17 protein-coding genes are annotated in these 18,407 nt (G+C 60.0%); 5 read left to right on the top strand and 12 right to left on the bottom strand.

All coding sequences use genetic code 11. The features are described 5' to 3' along the window. Positions 1 to 142: 142 nt before the first annotated feature. On the bottom strand, positions 143 to 682 hold the full coding sequence (locus KUA11_RS16715) for a sigma-70 family RNA polymerase sigma factor (RefSeq protein ID WP_368041053.1): 540 nt from the start codon (positions 680 to 682) through the stop codon (positions 143 to 145). Between the two features lie 53 nt (positions 683 to 735). Here KUA11_RS16715 and KUA11_RS16710 point away from each other — a divergent pair, with 53 nt between their 5' ends. Continuing rightward, positions 736 to 1,473: a PhyR family response regulator anti-anti-sigma factor gene (locus tag KUA11_RS16710; RefSeq protein WP_217412138.1), complete on the top strand. Its 738-nt coding sequence runs from the start codon at positions 736 to 738 to the stop codon at positions 1,471 to 1,473. Between the two features lie 60 nt (positions 1,474 to 1,533). Beyond that, positions 1,534 to 3,351 carry an ABC-F family ATP-binding cassette domain-containing protein gene (locus tag KUA11_RS16705; RefSeq protein WP_217412136.1) on the top strand — a complete coding sequence of 606 codons (1,818 nt, stop codon included), beginning with the start codon at positions 1,534 to 1,536 and terminating at the stop codon, positions 3,349 to 3,351. Positions 3,352 to 3,369: 18 nt separating this feature from the next. On the opposite strand, the gene KUA11_RS16700 is transcribed toward KUA11_RS16705, so the two are convergent. From KUA11_RS16700 to KUA11_RS16675, 6 genes are all read right to left on the bottom strand, one after another. Next, positions 3,370 to 4,632 (bottom strand): tetratricopeptide repeat protein, encoded by a 1,263-nt coding sequence (locus KUA11_RS16700; RefSeq protein WP_217412134.1) that lies wholly within the window; start codon positions 4,630 to 4,632, stop codon positions 3,370 to 3,372. 130 nt (positions 4,633 to 4,762) lie between these two features. Further along, on the bottom strand, positions 4,763 to 6,661 hold the full coding sequence (gene htpG, locus KUA11_RS16695; protein ID WP_217412132.1) for a molecular chaperone HtpG: 1,899 nt from the start codon (positions 6,659 to 6,661) through the stop codon (positions 4,763 to 4,765). A 196-nt stretch (positions 6,662 to 6,857) separates the two neighbouring features. Further along, positions 6,858 to 9,185 (bottom strand): xanthine dehydrogenase family protein molybdopterin-binding subunit, encoded by a 2,328-nt coding sequence (locus KUA11_RS16690; RefSeq protein WP_217412130.1) that lies wholly within the window; start codon positions 9,183 to 9,185, stop codon positions 6,858 to 6,860. Beyond that, the gene (locus tag KUA11_RS16685) at positions 9,178 to 9,666 is read right to left on the bottom strand and encodes a (2Fe-2S)-binding protein (RefSeq protein ID WP_217412128.1); all 489 of its coding nucleotides are present in this window, start codon (positions 9,664 to 9,666) and stop codon (positions 9,178 to 9,180) included. Before KUA11_RS16685 ends, KUA11_RS16690 begins: the two co-directional genes overlap by 8 nt. A gap of 34 nt (positions 9,667 to 9,700) precedes the next feature. After that, positions 9,701 to 11,032 (bottom strand): c-type cytochrome, encoded by a 1,332-nt coding sequence (locus KUA11_RS16680; protein ID WP_166318298.1) that lies wholly within the window; start codon positions 11,030 to 11,032, stop codon positions 9,701 to 9,703. A 328-nt stretch (positions 11,033 to 11,360) separates the two neighbouring features. Then, on the bottom strand, positions 11,361 to 12,836 hold the full coding sequence (locus KUA11_RS16675) for a mannitol dehydrogenase family protein (RefSeq protein WP_217412126.1): 1,476 nt from the start codon (positions 12,834 to 12,836) through the stop codon (positions 11,361 to 11,363). Between the two features lie 290 nt (positions 12,837 to 13,126). Between KUA11_RS16675 and rpmI the strand changes: the two genes are divergently transcribed. Both rpmI and rplT read left to right on the top strand, forming a co-directional pair. Further along, entirely contained in the window at positions 13,127 to 13,330 is a 204-nt protein-coding gene (rpmI, locus tag KUA11_RS16670; RefSeq protein ID WP_166318292.1) for a 50S ribosomal protein L35, read from the top strand. A 14-nt stretch (positions 13,331 to 13,344) separates the two neighbouring features. Then, positions 13,345 to 13,704, top strand: coding sequence for a 50S ribosomal protein L20 (rplT, locus tag KUA11_RS16665; RefSeq protein WP_166318289.1), 360 nt, complete (start codon positions 13,345 to 13,347; stop codon positions 13,702 to 13,704). A 74-nt stretch (positions 13,705 to 13,778) separates the two neighbouring features. Here rplT and KUA11_RS16660 read toward each other — a convergent pair whose 3' ends face one another. From KUA11_RS16660 to rlmN, 4 genes are all read right to left on the bottom strand, one after another. Further along, positions 13,779 to 14,177: an acyl-CoA thioesterase gene (locus KUA11_RS16660; RefSeq protein ID WP_217412124.1), complete on the bottom strand. Its 399-nt coding sequence runs from the start codon at positions 14,175 to 14,177 to the stop codon at positions 13,779 to 13,781. Between the two features lie 64 nt (positions 14,178 to 14,241). Beyond that, complete coding sequence (hisI, locus tag KUA11_RS16655) at positions 14,242 to 14,670, bottom strand: phosphoribosyl-AMP cyclohydrolase (protein ID WP_368041052.1); 429 nt, start codon at positions 14,668 to 14,670, stop codon at positions 14,242 to 14,244. Then, positions 14,667 to 15,533: a CAF17-like 4Fe-4S cluster assembly/insertion protein YgfZ gene (gene ygfZ / locus KUA11_RS16650; RefSeq protein WP_217412122.1), complete on the bottom strand. Its 867-nt coding sequence runs from the start codon at positions 15,531 to 15,533 to the stop codon at positions 14,667 to 14,669. The genes hisI and ygfZ overlap by 4 nt, the downstream gene beginning before the upstream one ends. A gap of 113 nt (positions 15,534 to 15,646) precedes the next feature. Next, positions 15,647 to 16,840 carry a dual-specificity RNA methyltransferase RlmN gene (rlmN, locus tag KUA11_RS16645; protein ID WP_166318277.1) on the bottom strand — a complete coding sequence of 398 codons (1,194 nt, stop codon included), beginning with the start codon at positions 16,838 to 16,840 and terminating at the stop codon, positions 15,647 to 15,649. A 166-nt stretch (positions 16,841 to 17,006) separates the two neighbouring features. Between rlmN and KUA11_RS16640 the strand changes: the two genes are divergently transcribed. After that, on the top strand, positions 17,007 to 17,507 hold the full coding sequence (locus KUA11_RS16640; protein ID WP_217412120.1) for a peptide deformylase: 501 nt from the start codon (positions 17,007 to 17,009) through the stop codon (positions 17,505 to 17,507). A 2-nt stretch (positions 17,508 to 17,509) separates the two neighbouring features. Here the strand turns inward: KUA11_RS16640 and KUA11_RS16635 are convergent, their stop codons facing one another. Continuing rightward, complete coding sequence (locus KUA11_RS16635; RefSeq protein WP_217412118.1) at positions 17,510 to 18,250, bottom strand: TlyA family RNA methyltransferase; 741 nt, start codon at positions 18,248 to 18,250, stop codon at positions 17,510 to 17,512. Positions 18,251 to 18,407: the final 157 nt, after the last annotated feature.

The raw sequence follows: 18,407 nt of genomic DNA, 5'->3' as shown, positions 1-18,407 counted from the left end.
GTCCGCTTCGGTGAGCGGCTTATACGGCGATACCTCAAAAAACGTCAACACCTAAAAAATCAAAAACCACAAAAAATATGCAAACAACTGATTTCAAACAGGAAATGTCACAGAGAGACCTCCCAGCTGGATTCTCGCGCCTTCAAGCCCCCTCCTCTCCAATGCCCCTAAGCTCTGCTAAAGCCGACCGAGCTCTTGAAACACGCGCCTTTAGGGTTCCCACAGCCACGCCACATATGATGGCCGCCTCTTCGTATGAAAGCTCCTGCGCTCCCACGAGCATCAGCGCCTCTCGCTGAAGTGGGGGCAACTGCCACAGCAATCGTTCCAGATCCGAGATTCGCGAACGCGCAGCCTGCGGTCTTTCTTCATGAGGTTGGTCGGCGCTGTATTCCTCAAGAACCTCCCGTTCGCGCTTCCCCCTGCGAGTCTGCTCATAAAAAAGATTACGCAGGATCGTGAAGGTCCAGGTCTTGAGATTGCTTCCGGGCTCGAACTGATGTCGCGCCGAAAACGCTCTTACGATCGTTTCCTGCACCAGATCGTCCGCCCGCGCCCGGTCATGGCTTAAAAACCGCCCGAACGCCCTCAACTCTGGCAAAAGTGCAACGATTCCGTGACGAAAGGTAGCCGAAACCATGTCTTCGGACGTGTCGGCCCTTTTCGGATCGTGTCCACCCATGCAAACCTGACTCCGCCTGCCGTTTCGATGCCCGCCGCGAAGGAATGTTCACGATGCCCGATTCGCAACGAAGCGAACTGATCCGCGCGCTTCCCTATGCACGCCGCTATGCACGGGCTTTGACCGGAAACCAGCCACGTGGCGACCTGCTTGTGGCGGAAAGCCTCCGCGATCTTTCCACCCGTTCAACCAATTCACTGTCGGCGCGCCTGAACCTGTATCGTGCCATTTCACAAAGAGCGACAGGCATGAGCGATGAGGCGCAGAATCATGTGCTGTCCATGCCGCAGCGCGAACTTCTCCTGCTCACCAGTCTGGAAGGGCTTTCCACCGTACAGGCGGCCACCATCCTCGACCTTGACCCGCAGGATGCCACGGAACAGCTTACAAAAGCCCGTGAAATCATTCGCTCCGTATCGCGTACGTCCATCCTCATCATTGAAGACGAGCCGATCATTGCGATGGACATCGAAGATCTCGTAATTCGATGTGGACATGATGTAGCTGGCATCGCCCACACGCAGGCCGAAGCAATTGCTCTGGCGAAGGAAACACATCCCGGTCTGATTCTCGCCGATATCAATCTCGGCGAAGGCGGAAACGGCATGGAAGCCGTTGCGGAAATCATGAAAACCATGTCCGTACCGGTCATCTTCGTGACCGCCTATCCGGAATGTCTGCTGACCGGCAATACGCTTGAGCCATCCTTCGTCATCACCAAACCTTTCGAACCGCTCACACTTGCCATCGCGACCTATCAGGCCATTACGGGGGGCGTGCCGGTTCCCTGAACCGAGTCTTCACGCCGCCCGCCTCTTGCATAGCCCCGCCATTCACCGCACTTTCCGGTCATGGCACCTCCCCTCCTCCATCTTCAGAACATCACTCTCACCCTCGGCGGCAAGCCGTTGCTCAACGGCGCGGAACTTGCCGTGGGTACAGGTGAGCGTGTCTGTCTGGTCGGCCGCAACGGCTCGGGCAAATCTACGTTCCTGCGTATCGCAGCGGGCGAAATCCTCTCCGATTCCGGAACACGCTTTCTCCAACCCGGCTGCACCCTGCGCTACTTGCCTCAGGAACCGGACCTTTCCGGTCACGCCACGGCGCTGGATTATGTCACGGCGGGGCTGACCGATCCGTCGCAGGAGTGGCGGGGCAACGTCATGCTGGATGCGCTGGGAATGAACCCGTCCCACGATCCCGCCACGATGTCGGGAGGAGAATCCCGCCGTTGCGCTCTCGCCCGCGTTCTCGCGGCCGAGCCCGACGTGCTCCTGCTGGACGAGCCGACCAACCATCTCGACATGCCCACCATCGAGTGGCTGGAACGCGAACTGCTCTCCCTGCGAACTGCGCTTGTCATCATCAGCCATGACCGGCGTCTTCTGGAGACATTGTCCCGCAGCGTGGTCTGGTTGGATCGCGGCGTCACGAAACGTCTGGATCAGGGATTCGAACGCTTCGAAAGCTGGCGTGAGGAGGTGTTGGAGCAGGAGGAGCGTGACGCTCACAAACTCGACCGCCAGATCGCCCGCGAAGAAGACTGGATGCGCTATGGCGTCACGGCACGCCGCAAGCGCAACGTCCGTCGCGTGGCGGAACTCGCCGCTCTTCGGGCCAATCGACGGGATGCCGTACGTCCACAAGGCAATGTAACGCTCGAAGCGCATACCACCGGTCCCTCGGGCAAGCTGGTGACAGTTGCGGAAGAGGCCTGCAAAAGTTGGGGCGAACGTCCCATCGTGAAGGATCTGGATCTGCGGGTGTTGCGCGGCGACCGCATGGGGATCGTCGGAGCCAACGGCGCGGGCAAGACGACTCTCCTGCGGCTGCTGACGGGCGTGGACGCTCCCGACAGGGGCACGGTCACGGTTGGGCCGTCTGTGGCGATGGTCACACTCGATCAGCAGCGCCGTGCCCTTGATCCCACAAGCACGCTGGCCGACACGCTCACGGGTGGTGGTGGCGACATGGTGCAAGTGGGCACGGAAAAACGCCACGTCATTGGCTATATGAAGGACTTCCTGTTTCGTCCGGAACAGGCCCGCACACCCGTTGGACAGCTTTCAGGTGGAGAGCGCGGACGTCTGATGCTGGCCTGTGCGCTAGCTCGTCCTTCAAACCTTCTGGTGCTGGACGAACCCACCAACGATCTTGACCTGGAAACGCTCGATCTCCTTCAGGACATGCTCGCATCCTATGATGGCACCGTGCTTCTGGTCAGCCATGACCGAGATTTTCTCGATCGCATCTGCACGTCCGTACTGGCCGCGACAGGCGCTGGTTCTTGGACTGAGTATGCAGGCGGCTACAGTGACATGCTAGCCCAGCGCGAAGATAAACCGCTGGATGAACGCTCATCCGAAACAGTGACGTTCCCTGCACAGGGAAAAGCGGACGTTGCGCCCTCCCCTTCCGGAAAATCCGGCACCCGCAAGTTGTCCTATAAGGACCAACATGCGCTTGACCGCCTGCCAGCCCAGATGGCCGAGTTGGAAGCGAAGATTGTCACGTTGCGGAAAGCTCTGGCGGACCCCGATCTTTACTCTCGCGATCCGAAAGCCTTTGCCCGTCACAGCGAAGCGCTCGACACAGCCGAACGCGCCCTTACCGATACGGAAGAACAGTGGCTTGAACTGGAGATGAAACGCGAGAACTTGCAGGGGTAAACGCACCGGCGCCCTCCCCTATTCTGCCCACGTCCCAACGCAGTTCTCGACATCCAGAGCAATGCCGCCCAATTCACGGATACGACCGATGGCAAGCGGCGTGAGAAGGCCCGCAGCCACCAGAAACACACTGCCCGGATACGGCACCCATATCTCCTCAATCTGACGTATGGCGTCCACGGGAGAAAGATCAGCCAGCAGAATCTCGGTCACGGCGCCCACGTCGCACACTGCCGCCATTCTGGCTGTCAGACCGGGCTGATCTGTCACCATTCCGACAAAGGGCAGATGACCAAGCAGCCGCTTTAACCCGGGATCAGAGGCTGCGACTTCTTGCATCACTCCGCTAACCGCTGAAAAACGGTTTCGGTAATTGCTCAGCTCGCGCTCCTGTTCGGCAAAGAAGCCAAAGGCCGGATTATCTCGCGCTAGTGTCTCAGCTCCGGGCAGGCACACGATATCGGCTAAACGTGCCGTCTCCCGGTACGCCGTCCCAAGCCGCGCAAGTTCAAGAGCTGGAAGTGTCGCGAACGGCACACCGAAATGAGCCTGCCATGGCGGGTCGGTCATCTCCATAATCTCACGAGGACGAAGGAGAAGATTCGCATGCAGGCTGGTGGCGCAGACAAGACGCGCCCGTTCATGCGCACATGACAGCAGCGAGAACGGTCGCGCTTCCTCTATGGCGCTCCGGATCTGTCCGGCCACGCCTTCCCCGTTCAACCAGAGAGCAGAAGATTCCAGTTCGGTTGCCTGTCGCACCAGAGCCGCGCGATCGGTAACACGCGCGAGACGGGCATTGGCAAGCTGACTGTACAGCGAAATGCGTCCACCGGCTTTCGACGCCAGCGCGTCAAGAAAATCTCCACTGGCGACAATCTCATCGAAACGACCGGTTTCCTCGAGACTCCGAATGTAATTCCATGCCGAAAAGTGCTCGCCCTGTAAGGGCCGCGTCACTCTGCGCAAACGTGGCAGAGCGTCTTCATACAGGCCAGCGTTGAAAAAGACGGATGCAATATCGGCATCCTGCGCATCATTGAGAAAATCCGTCCGCCGCAACAGATCGCACACCTGCAATTTGTCCGCATTCTCAAACCTCTGCGCGAGATCGAGAAGCAATCCACGCAACTGGCGAATGTCAGGCCACAGTGCCAGCGCTTTCTCACAGGCAGCCAACGCTTCGGTCTCTCGATCTGCCGCTATCGCCTGCCTGATTTGGTCCAGAACGGCCTTCAAATGCCCGTCGTCATCCAACGCCATGTCCTTCTCATTCCGCATAGACGGTCACGTTCCTCTTCATGGTCTCGCAAAATGAAGATTGCACTTACAGTGAGACAGAAAAACGGCCACGTCCGCGCGGAAGGCGGTCGTGGCCGTAAAAACCAAAACAAACGATGCCTGATGATGATCAGACGTTACTGGCGGCCGTCACAAGTAGACCGCTCAGACGCCGCGCAAACAATGCCGGATCCTTGGGGCTTTCACCGTCCTGAATCCGCGCCACATCCAGCAGAACCTTTGCCAGATCACCCAATGCAGGGCTTTTTTCAGCCGCCTTGCGCGCCAGTTCACGCACAAGGGCATTACGCGGATTGAGTTCCAGCACCGGCGCCGTCTCCGGCATCTTCTGACCGCTGCGACGCATCAGTTTCTGCATCTGGAGATCCGGTCCGTTTTCCGAAGCGGCCAACACCACAGCACTGGATACGAGCCGATCCGTGCTGCGCACGTCCGACACATCCGAACCCAGCGCCTCTTTCAACGCAGGAAGAAGGATGTCCATATCGGCGGCCTCCCCTGTCGCCGCTTCGCCGGTGACAGGGAACTTCTCCAAATCGGCTGCCCCCTGCGTCACGCTGCGCAGCGTCTTGCCCTCAAAGCTGGACAAACGATCGGGCCAGAAGGAATCCACGGGTTCGGACAGCAACAGCACTTCCAGGCCGCGCGCCCGGAAACCTTCAAGCTGAGGCGATTCAGCGAGCGATTCCGCGCTGTCACCCACAAGGTAATAGATCGCCTCCTGTTCCGGCTTCATGCGCCCGGCGTAATCGGCAAGCGTCGTCCAGCCACTTTCCGGTTTGTCCGCGTCCACCGTCAAAGCGCTGGAACGGAACCGTGCCAGGCCAGCAAGTTCCGTGCGATGTTCGGCGTCTTCCCAGATGCCTTCCTTCACGACGGAACCGAAGTTCTGCCAGAAGGTCAGGAAGGAAGCATCGTCCTTGGCGCGGGTTTTCAGTTCGTTCAGAACCCTCCCCGTCACGGCCTTGCGAATACGCGCCAGAACCGGAGTGGCCTGCAGCATCTCACGCGAGACATTCAGCGGCAGATCTTCCGTGTCCACCACGCCTTCCACGAAACGCAGCCAAGCCGGCAGCAGCATCGCATCGTCGGTGATGAACATCCGCTTCACATGCAGGCGGATCTTACTCTCGCGTGACGTTTCTCCAAACTCGAACGGGCGCTCGCTGGGAATGAACAGCAAGGCACTGAATTCGATCATGCCCTCCGCGTGCCAATGCAGCGTGGCCCACGGCGTGTCGAAATTGTGCGAGATGTGACGGTAGAACTCGTTAAGCTGCTCCTCCGTCACCTCGCTTTTGGGCTTACGCCACAGCGCTGTGCCCTCATTGGCTTCTGTCTCCTCACCATCCTTCACGATGCTCACGGGCCACGCGATGTGATCCGCCCATTTGCGGATGATGGCCTGAAGCCGCCACGTATCAAGGAATTCGTCCGCGTCTTCTTTAATGTGGAGGGTGATATCGGTGCCGGGCTTGTCTCGCTTGGCGGGCGCCAGTTCGTAAGCGCCCTTGCCATCCGACGTCCAGCTCCACGCCTCATTCGAACCCGCGCGACGCGAGACGACTTCCACCCGGTCCGCCACCATGAACGCGGCATAGAATCCCACACCGAACTGACCGATCAGGTTCGGCTTGTCCTCTGGCTTGGCGTTTTCCAGTTCCTGCCCAAAAGCACGCGTACCGGAACGCGCAATGGTGCCAAGATTGTTGACAAGCTCCTCCTTGCTCATGCCGGTACCATCATCGGAGATGGTCAGCAGACGGGCATCCTTGTCAGGATTGATGCGAATTTTTGCATCGTCAGGAAGCGCTTTTGCGCCATCCGTCAGCGCCTCGAAACGACGGCGATCCGTGGCGTCGGCAGCGTTGGCCACCAGTTCACGCAGAAAAATTTCGCGCTCGGAATAGAGCGAATGCACGACAAGGTCGAGAAGCCGACCTACTTCCGCGCTGAACTCGTGCTTTTCAGCTGCAGCGGACGTGCCGGGGGTTTCCTGTCCTGTCATCTTCAATGTTCATCCCTGAAAAAAGTTCGATCCTGTCTGTCGGCCTACAGCGGCCGCCATGCTGTCTGGATATGTGTGGGCTTTTGCGCCGTTTTCAAGCACACCGAACCTCACCCCGAAAACAATACGGCCCCGGACATCCTGAGACATCCGGGGCCGTAGTACAGGCTCTGAACGATCCTTCGTCAGCGAAGAATCAGGCGTCTCCCTTTTCCTTGAGGGCCGTCAGCACATCCGCCGGACGAATGGGCATGTGGCGCAAACGGATACCCACCGCATCGAACACCGCGTTGCCGATGGCAGCGCCAATCGTCGTCACACCCGGCTCACCCAGCCCCATCGGCTTCTCGGTGCTTTCCACGAACTCGATATCCATCTCCGACACGTCCGGCATCCGCAGAGGCGTATAGGTGTCGAGATTGCGGTCCTTGCAGGTGCCGTCCACGATCTCGCTGCTTTCACACAGCGCCATGCTCAGCCCCCAGAGCGCACCGCCCTCCGTCTGCGCCAAAGCACCGTCCGGATCGACAATGGTTCCGGCATCGAGCACGAGCCAGATCTTCTCGCAGGTCACGACACCGGTCTTGCGATCGACATGCACGCGGACAATGCCCGCCGTCCATGTCGGCATGGCACGCTCCTGACCGAAGGTAGTCGCCACACCCAGCGCCGTATCCTTGGGCAGCGGTTTGCCCCAGCCCGCCTTTTCCGCCACGCGCTTGAGAACAGCCGCCTGACGCAATGCACCACCTGCAGAGTCTGGAGCCTTCCCCTTGTTGCGCCCCTCGGGGCCGTTGCCGTTGAGCATTTCCAGACGGAAAGCCACAGGATCCTTTCCGATCTCGTGCGCCACCTCGTCGATGAAACATTCCTGCGCCCACGGGGTCCATCCCGCACTCACCGAGCGCAGCCAGCCGGGACGGAAGGTTTCCTTGGCCAGATCATTGCTGAGCGCCCGGACACGCATCGGCCCGAAATCATACCAACTGTCCGCACCGGCAATCGCGAACTGGTCGTACGGCTTGCCGTCCACGCCCTTTTCCATGAAGGCCGCAGCCATCACCTCCGTCGGCCAACCGGCCGAGGCGTGGTGCTGGAATCCGACGATGGCGTTCTGCTCATTGAGCGCTGCCCGCACCACCTGCACCGAGGGGGAGCGGATGGAATCGAACACCATGTCATCAGAGCGCGTCAGGATCAGCTTCACCGGCTTGCCGCCAATGGCCTTCGACGCCAGAGCGGCAGGCACCGCGTAATCTCCGTTCAGACGACGCCCGAAGCCGCCTCCGAGCAGATAGCTCATCATCTTCACCTTGGACTCGGGTTCCCCGAGTGCCTTGGCGATGACCGGCAGGAACAATGTCTGCCACTGGTTGCCGCAATGAATTTCCCAGATGCCATCCTTGAGCTGGGCAACCGCATTCATTGGCTCCAGCTGATAATGCATCACGGACGCGCAGGTGTATTCCTTCTCGACCACGCGATGCGCGCCCTTGAAGACATCGTCCACACCCTTGTCATCGAAGATCATCGTCCCGCCATCGCGGTGCGCGATCTGCTCACGCCCACGATCGAGAATGTCTTTCTCCGTGACATGCGCGGTCTTGCCCGGCGTCCATTCCACTTTCAGCAGATCGGTTGCCTTGATGGCCGCCGGATAACTCGAAGCCAGCACCACGACCCAGCCCGGCACCGTATCGGACGGATCGTCCAGCACGATGTAGCGGATGTAACCGCGAACTTTCTTCGCTTCCGTATCGTCCACGGAAATGACCTTCGAGCCATAGCGCGTGGGCGGCATCTTGGGACGGCCATAGACCATGCCATCGATTTTCGCGTCGATGCCGTAAATGGCCGCACCCGTCGTTTTGGGAGGAATGTCGAGCGACTTCACCTGCTTGCCGATTACCCGTCGCTCGGATGCGGGCTTGAGCGGAAGCGCTTTCAACTGCTCGGGCGTGAAGCTGCGGGCGGGACGCGCCTTCGCCACGATGTCCCCAAAGCTGATGGAGCGGCTGCCATCGGTCACGATGCCTTTACGGGCATGGCAATGGGCAGCCGGCACGCCCAGCAGGCGTGCGCCTTCCTCGACCAGCACGGTGCGGGCCGCCGCACCCGTCTGCCGGAACAGATCCCATGTCAGCCAGACCGACCACGAAGCACCGGTGATCATCAGTCCCCATTTCGGGTCCGTGTCCACATAGGTGATCTTCACCTTGTCCCAGTCGGCTTCCATTTCATCGGCGATGATCTGCGCCAGCGCCGTGCCGATATGCTGGCCCATCTCGGCACGGATGATGTTGACGTTGATCGTCCCGTCAGGTGCCACCGAACACCAGATGTTCGGCTCGAATGCCGGCGGCGGCAACGGCGATCCCAACGGGTAGACCTGGGCCGCCCGACCTTCACGGGCGAACCCGAAGAGGAAAGCACTTCCCACGGCCGCCGAGAGAAAACCGCGCCGGGAAAGGCCACGGCCTGCGGCCCGATCCTGCTGGGCGGCAATACGTTCGAGCTTACCCATGAGAGTGCTCTCCTCCGTTTTTGGCCGACTTCATGGCAGCCGCGGCCTGCTTGATGGCCTTGCGGATGCGGATATAGGTCATGCAACGGCACAGGCTGCCGCCCATCACGCCGTCAATGTCCTCATCCGTGGGGTCAGGATAATCCTTGAGCAGACTGGCCGCCTGCATGATCTGCCCTGACTGGCAATAACCGCACTGCGGCACCTGAATGTCGCGCCACGCTACCTGAAGGACGTGCTCACCATTCGGGTCCAGCCCTTCGATGGTGACGACATCCGCCCCCTCCACGGCCGAAACCGGGGTAATGCAGGAGCGCGTCGCACGTCCACCGACATGAACCGTGCAGGCGCCGCACTGACCGACGCCGCAACCGAACTTGGTGCCCGTCAGGCCAAGATCGTCGCGAATGGCCCACAGAAGAGGTGTATCCTCCGGCACGTCGAGCGATACGTCACGGCCGTTGAGTTTGAACTTGATCATGATGAAGCTCCGGGATCCCGACTCACGGCCAGACTCAATGGGAAGAATTCACTGGCGGCTCTTCCACCAGCTTGCGGGCCTCGGCGGCCTTGCGGTCCAGATCGGTCCACGGGGGCATGTTCGTGCGCGTACGCCGCAGATAGGCCGCGATCCGCGCCATGTCGTGATCGCTCAGCGCATTGTAGAAGCTCGGCATCGCAACGCCGGTCTGCCCTTCCTTGTTGGACAGGCCACGCATCATGATCAGATAGAGATCCGTTGGCTCATCCAGCCACAGCGCGCTGTTGAGCGCGAGTTCCGGGCGTCCAAGCACAGGCGCCGGAGCCGCATTGTAATGACAGGCCGCGCATGCGCCCTGATAGAGGCGCGCATCCGGATCGGTGTTGAAGCCGATCAGATCACGCTTGCTGTCTTCCATGGCCTGCTTGATAGCCGCTGCGTCTCCGGCCACACGCTCATCGGCATGATCCACTGACGCGAAATAATGCGCGATGGCGTGCACATCCGATTCCGGCACAGTGGCGAGGAAGTCATGCGCCACCGGAGACATCGGCCCACCAGCCGGACCATGCAGCGGCGCTACGCCATTGCGGAGATACTGGTAGAGCTCGTTTTCCGTCCAGACGACCGGCGTCGGGTTTTTCTCGTTGAGAGGCGGTGCGGTCCATCCATCGACAGCCCCACCGTCATAAGCATAACCCGGCAGTTTCTCCGCCCCCAAGAGGCCGCGCGGAGTATGGCAGGCGCCGCAATGGGCCGCGCCTTCCGCCAGATACGCGCCACGGTTCCATTCAGCGTCATGCTTGGGATCGGGCTTGTAGCGGCCCGGCGTGAAATAGAGCAGCTTCCAGCCGGCCAGACCGATACGCGGCGTGACACTAAGCGGGAAATCGTTCTGGCGATGAGTCATATGCACGGCGGGCCGCGTCATGATCCAGGCGTAAAGATCCGAGATGTCCGCGTCCGACATCTTGGTAAAGTGGTCATAGACGAACGCCGGCAACAGATGGGAACCGTCACGCGACACGCCCAGTTGCAGGGCGCGGCGGAAGGCGTCTTCCGACCAGTTGCCGATGCCTGTCTCTGGATCGGGGGTGATGTTGGAAGAATAGATCGCCCCGAAAGGCGAGACCATCTTGTAGTCACCAGCCAATGTCGGACCGGCATGACCATCCTGCCGGGTGTGACACTCCACGCAGTAACTTTCCGCCGCGACGATGCGCCCGCGCTCAATCTTCTCCGCCGAAAACTGACTGGCTTTCGGTGGATCGATCTTTGGAAGCGCCGGATACCAAGCGTACCACAAGAACCCCAACCCGCCGAGGATTCCTGCCCCGACGCCAACCCCGAGTATGCGCTTGATCACTCTTCCCCCATCACCGGCCCGGCCGGCCGTCCACGACCACTTAACGAACGAAGCCGTGCCACATCTCCGTTAAGAAGCCTTCAGTGGCACTCGATGTCATAAGTTATGTCCGATCGTGCAGTAAATGCATGACAGGCACTTTGGAACTGCAAAAGCGGAATATGATTTATGTCATGGCGATATTTTATCGCCCGATCTTGGGATTCTCCAGCAAAAGCTGGTGTTTTTCTTTCCAGTGTCTATATACCACTAAATATAGACACTGGTTTTTAATGGACCGATAGTTCCGCCTGCCCCCTGATGCGCGAGGGCAGGCGGAAAGCTGTACTCACCCTTTCAGCACGCCAGCAAGAACCTCTTTCGCCCCACTTTCCTTCAATCCCTTGTGGAAAGCCGCGAAATGCTCGGCGAACGTCGCATTCTCGGCCACGCCCCATCCTGCGAACACAGGTAACCCGAGAATGGCCTGCGGGTCTTCTCCTTGCAGCGCTGCCTTATCCTGTTCAGTGACCTGCGGGTCACTCACACGGATATCGCCAGTCGTGCCATTCACATCCCGATAACATTCGGCCCAGCAGGCAAGCGTGAAAGCCTCACGCCGCGCATCCCGCCCCTTCTCAAGCAACTGTTTTACGGTCGGACCAAGGAACACCGGCAATTTGGCCAATCCGCCGGACGCGATTCGCTCCAGTTGATCCCCCACTTCCGGGTTACGAAACCGGTTCAGCACCAGCCGCGCATAGTCCGTGACATTCACATCCGCCGGAGGCGTGAGAAGTGGCGCCACATCTTCATTGAGGAACGTCCCGACCAACGTGGCCAGTCCTCCATCCGCAATGGCCTTGTCCACCCGACGATACCCCATCAAAAGGCCCGCATAGGCCAGCGTGGAGTGGGCCGCGTTCAGCATCCGCAGCTTCACCTGTTCATAAGGTGCCACGTCACTGGTGAACTGCACGCCCACTTTTTCCAATGCAGGACGTCCGGCACAAAATGAGTCCTCGATCACCCACTGGGTGAAATCTTCCGAATAGACCGGCATTAGGTCCGCAACGCCGCTTTCATGGTCCAGTCGCTCAATGTCCGCCGCGCCGATCGAAGGGGCGATGCGATCCACCATGGCACAGGGAAACGTAACCTTCTCACGCATCCATGCGCCAAGCTCGGCGTCACGCGCGTCGGCAAAACCGCAGAACGCGGTCCGCGCGACTTTGCCGTTTTCCTGAAGATTATCGCACGAAAGAACCGTAAACGGCCCCACACCGGCCGCACGTCGCCGCTTCAATGCCTCTGTGACGACACCGAACGCCGTCTGGGGAACGTCACGCTTCAGATCCTCGGCAATATCGGGATGGTCGAGCTGAAACCGTCCCTGCCCATCCACATAATAACCGCCTTCCGTAATGGTCAGGCTGACGATGCGGATCGCCGGGTCCGTCAGACGGTGAATGACGCCTTCATACCCATCCAGACAACTCACATACTCGACGATCGAGCCGATCGCATGGATGGCTTTTGTGCCGTCCGAAGCAAACTCGGTCAGAGTGAACAGGCTGTCCTGCTTGCGGAAAGCCTCCCGACGCTCTTCTTCCCGGCGGCCATGACGGATCCCAAGACCAACGATTCCCCATTCCACCTGCCCCGGCAGGGCAAGAACCTGCTCCACATAATGTGCCTGATGGGCACGGTGGAAATTGCCCACACCGATATGCGCGATACCCGGACGAACATCGGCACGGGAATAGGAAGGCTTGAGAACGTCCTGCGGAAGATGATCCAGCGTGGCGTTCGAAAGGGGAATCATGAAGTCAGGCTCCTTGGAAAATGAATACGGGCACGCGCCATGACCCATCCGTGAGGACCAGCGTCATGGCGAAAAGATACGTGCAGGGCTGTGGTGTCATAACACATCGGACAGGGCTTCGTTTTCCACCGGCCTGCTTTCAGTTCACATCGCCTGCCTTTCGGACTTGAAAGCCGGGGTCGGCTCCGCTATCACCGCCGCTCGATCACGCGCCCGGGCCTGTAGGGCATGCCCGGCCGTGCCTTGCCGCGTTCCGCGAGGAATGGCGGCCAGAAGTCAAGGAGACCGAAATGCCCAAGATGAAGACGAAGTCGTCGGTCAAAAAGCGGTTCAAGATCACCGCGACCGGCAAGGTGCTCTGCGGCCCGGGCAACAAGCGCCACGGCCTTATCAACCGTTCGCAGAAGATGAAGCGCACGAATCGTGGTCCTCAGGTCATGACCGAGATGGACGCGAAGACCGTGAAGCAGTGGGCCCCCTACGGGCTGGCTTGAGGAGCACCGATTAAATGGCACGTGTAAAGCGGGGCGTGACGACACACGCCCGTCACAAGAAGGTTCTCAAGCTCTCCAAGGGCTTCCGGGGCCGCTCTTCCACGAACTATCGCATTGCGCTCGAGCGTCTCGAAAAGTCGCTCCAGTATGCCTACCGCGATCGTCGCAACAAGAAGCGTGAGTTCCGCGCTCTGTGGATCCAGCGTATCAACGCTGCCGTCCGTGAGCATGGCCTGACCTACAGCCGTTTCATAAACGGTCTGGACAAGGCCGGCATCGACATCGACCGCAAGATGCTTGCCGCCATCGCCTTCGATGACGCCGCCACCTTCGGTGAGATCGTGAAGAAAGCCCAGGCCGCACTCGCTGCCTGATCGACTTTCTGTCGTGATATGAAAAAAAGCCGCCTTCATGGGCGGCTTTTTTTATACCCCGATGATGGCCCCGCTCACTCTTCCTCAGGTGGGATCGCCTTGGGACGATTGTTCTCATCCAGTGCCACGAACACAAACTTGCCCTGCGTGACCAGATCGCGGTCCTTCGCATGACGCAGCCGCCGCCACGCCTGCACCTGAATGGTCATGGAGGTACGCCCCACCTTCAGGATATCGGTATAAACCGAAAGCTCATCCCCCACCGCCATGGGTGCGAGGAAAGACACGCCATCGATAGCCACGGTCACGGTCTTGGTGCCCGCCCGACCATTGGCGGCGGACCCGGCGGCCAGATCCATCTGTGACATGACCCAGCCACCGAAGACATCTCCCGCCGCATTCGTGTTGCTCGGCATGGCTATGACACGGATCGTCAGTTCGCCCGACGGCTTCGTCACCTTGTTCGTCAGCATGTCACCTCACCTGTCCCGTTGCGTTCGTCACTGACAATGGCACAAACCCACGCCAACAGCCGCATCACCGTCCGTAGAGCGTCTCGGGTGTCACCACAGGATCGGAGATCGTCTCCAGCCCTTCGGCACCGAAACGGCGATAAAAACAGCTCCGTCGTCCCGTGTGGCAGGCGACGCCCGTCTGATCGACCAGCAACAGAACAGCATCACCGTCGCAATCCAGTCGCGCCTCCACCAGACGCTGCACCTGCCCCGATGTCTCGCCCTTGCGCCACAAAGACTGGCGGCTGCGTGACCAGTAACACACCTGTCCGGTCAGGAGCGTTTCGCGCAAAGCATCACGATTGAGCCATGCCACCATGAGCACCTCACCCGTGTCGTGCTGCTGGGCGATGCCACAGACCAGACCGTCTTTATCGAACGCAACCCGCTCAAGTTCGCGCTCGACCGCTTCCTTGCCCGGTCGCTCACATGTCTCCACTCCTCGGCTCACGCGCCTGTCTCCTCTCCGTTTTTCTTCTGCTCGTTCTCACTCAGAGCAGAGGCCAGCCACACCGGCACGCGCGGCACGATCCGATGTCCCGCCGCCTCCAGATGTTCAGCAAAGACTTCCGGACGCAGAAAAGCCAGTCCGCAATGATCGTGGCTGGAGCGCACCTGCCCCACGTCCTTGTCTCCCGACCGGATCGGCGTGCCAACGGGCGGCAATGGCGCTTCGGACGCCACGGGCACGAGACGCCGTTTGACCAGCCCGCGATAGCGCGTGCGTGCGGTCAGTTCCTGCCCCATGTAACAGCCCTTGGTCCACGAAATCCCATTGAGCAAATCGAAATTGGCTTCCAGCAGCAGCGTTTTCTCGGGCTCGCAATCGCGCACACCGTCGGGCAGTCCCAGCACGAGACGGTGCAGATCATACTCCGCCGCGTCCGCCTTGGCGGTCTTGGCCGGCTCCAGCAGCAAAAGCCGCCAGCCTGCTCCGGGCAGACGCGGATCAGGCGCGAGAATGGCATTTTCCGCCGTCATGACGTCCGGTAGCGCTCCCCAGGCCGCATGAACCACCAGGCGTGTGGGCTGAATGGTCACATCCGCACGCAGACGGAAGCGCGACAAGGTCGTCACGATCATCTCAACCTGTGACGCCGCGCAATCGAGAAGCAGGCAGGGCTCATCCGGATCGGCAAAGATGAAGAAATCCGCTTTCCAGCGCCCCTGAGCCGTAAGCAACGCCGCCCATACGGCCTTGCCCGGCTCAACCTCAGTCACATCGTTGGAGACCAATCCCTGAAGGAATTTGACCCGATCCTCGCCCCTAATGGCAATGACAGCCCGGTCAGGCAGATGAGCAAGATAGGACATCAGGCAATACTCCGCAGGGCCACGCCTCTGGTGCGCAGGCAAAAAGATTGGACGGCATCTCCACAAGAACAAGAGGCAGGCTGAAGAATTGTTCCCGTCCAGTCCTCACGTTTTCAGGAAGACGCGCCAATATCCTCCCGGATGGGACGAGCACGTTCACTCGCTGTCTTGAGCTGACCGCAGGCCGCCAGAATGTCGCGCCCGCGCGGCATACGGATGGGAGAGGCAAAACCCGCATCCATGACAATCTGCGCAAATTTCGCCAGTTGCTCGCGCGTGGAAGGCTTATATTCGCTACCGGGCCATGGATTGAACGGGATCAGGTTCACCTTGGCCGGAATGCCGCGGATAAGACGCACCAACTCCCGCGCATCCGCCTCACTGTCATTGATGCCACGGAGCATGATGTATTCAAACGTGATACGCCTCGCATTGCTCGCAGCGGGATAGCGCCGACAGGCCGCCAGCACTTCGGCAATCGGATATTTGCGGTTCAAAGGCACGATCTCATCGCGCAGATCATCGCGCACGGCATGCAGAGAGACCGCAAGATTGATGCCAAGCTCATCCCCGCAGCGGTCCATCAGTGGCACGACACCGGACGTCGAGAGCGTGATCCGCCGACGTGAAAGCCCGATCCCCTCCCCATCCATGATGATCCGCATGGCCTTCGCCACGTTCTCATAATTGTAGAGCGGCTCGCCCATCCCCATCAGCACGATGGTGGACAGCAGCCGTGGCGTCTCTCCCTTTGGGCTGGGCCATTCGCCATAGGAATCCCGCGCTCCCATGAACTGCCCCACAATCTCGGCGGCTCCGAGATTGCGCACCAGCTTCTGGGTGCCGGTGTGGCAGAACGTACATGACAGTGTGCACCCCACCTGAGAGGAGATGCACACGGCGCCCCGATCCTCGCGACGGTCCGGGATATAGACGGTCTCTGCTTCCTGTCCGTCACGGAAACGGAAAAGAAACTTGCGCGTCTCATCGAGCGAGGTCTGCACGACGGTCGGTTCCGGCCGTCCCACGATGAAGCGTTCCGCCAATTTCTGCTGCAGCGGCTTGGCGATGCTGCTCATGCGGGTGAAATCGGTCACCCCCTGATGATAGATCCAGTGCCAGAGCTGTTTGGTGCGGAACGGCTTTTCACCGATGGCAACCAGTTCCTCCGTCAGCTCCTCACGCGATAGACCCACAAGGTCACGCCTGCCATCGGCCAGTTGCACAGGCGGCGGCGAGAACAGCGCAGATTTCGCAAGAATCCGCTCACGGTCAGCCGCGTCAAGCGCGAATGCGGTGTCGCTCATGGATCGGGATTCCTGTTCATCTGGACGTGAGGCTGTGAAGGCGCGCTCCTACCACGGGGCGCGCGGAATGAGGAGAAAAATCGGTGGTTCTGCACAGCAGCCCATTGCCGCTGACGCAGGCAGACTGCCACAACGTTTCCTCTTTTTATCTATTCCAGAGTCCAGAATGCCGGTGCGCCCCCTTGTCACGTTCCCCGATCAACGCCTGCGGGAGATAGCAGCACCCGTTACCCTGTTCGATGACGAGCTTCGTCGTCTTGCCGACGATCTGCTCGACACGATGCGGGCCGCACCGGGAATTGGCATCACGGGACCGCATATCGGCGCGCTTCAACGTATTGTCGTGCTGGAGCTTCCCGGGACAGTTCCGTACACCTACATCAACCCCGCCATCATCTGGGCATCCGACGACACTATCGTTCATGAAGAAGGCAGCGTCTCCATGTCGGGAGTGACTGCGCCTATCGAACGTCCGGCACGGGTGCATGTGCGTTATCAGGATATGGACGGCACAGAGCACACAGAAGAGACCGAGGGTCTACGGGCAATCTGCCATCAACACGAAATCGATCAGTTGAATGGAATCTTCTGGACCCAGCGTCTTTCGCCATTACGCCGCAAGCGCGTAACGACACGTTTCGAAAAACTCATCCGCGCCCACAGATAACCTTATCCGATACGACGCGCGCCGATCAGGAACTCCCGGTTGCCTTCAGGTCCGGTGATCGGGCTGGCTTCCACTCCCAGTACTTCCCAATCCGGAAGAGCACGCCACCAGTCCGCGATCATCGTGCAGACCTGTTCATGCACGGCCGGATCGCGCACCACGCCCTTTGCCCCCACATGCTCACGTCCGGCTTCGAATTGCGGCTTGATAAGCGCCACGGCCCAGGCATCCGGCGCGGTCAGGGCAAGAGCGGCGGGCAGCACCGTGCGCAAACCGATAAAGCTTGCGTCACACACGACGGCCCTGATGGGATCAGGAATTAGGCTCGCATCCAATGCCCGCGCGTTCTGCTTTTCCATCACCACAACACGAGGATCGGAGCGCAGCTTCCACGCAAGCTGTCCATGCCCCACATCCACGGCATAGACCTTGCTTGCGCCATTGGTCAGCAGCACATCGGTAAAACCGCCCGTGGAGGCACCGACATCCACGCAGATACGACCTTCGGGGGAAAAGCCGAAGAACGGCAAGGCATGGGCCAGCTTCAGCCCACCGCGCGACACCCAAGGATGATCCTGCCCCTTCAGGGCAAGTGGCGCATCCTCAGGCAGCATGTCGCCAGCTTTGGCAACCTGCCGGTCGCCTCTGTAGACCAGCCCCGCCATGATAAGAGCCTGCGCCCGCGTCCGGCTTTCGACCAGCCCCCGGTCAACGAGAAGCTGATCGGCTCGGCGTTTCGCCATGGGTCAGGCGATCTGCTCGGCAGCGTCGCTCATACCGATAGCGTTGAGAGCGGTGTTTATGATGCTGGGCGCGTTGAGCCCGGCCTCGTCGTATTGGGCGGTCTGTGTGTTGTGATCGATGAAGCGGTCGGGCAGCGTCATGGTGCGCAGCCGGACA

The organism is Acetobacter estunensis (genome assembly GCF_019083805.1).
Lineage (GTDB): Bacteria > Pseudomonadota > Alphaproteobacteria > Acetobacterales > Acetobacteraceae > Acetobacter > Acetobacter estunensis_A.
This window is presented reverse-complemented; position numbering and strand designations above follow the sequence as displayed.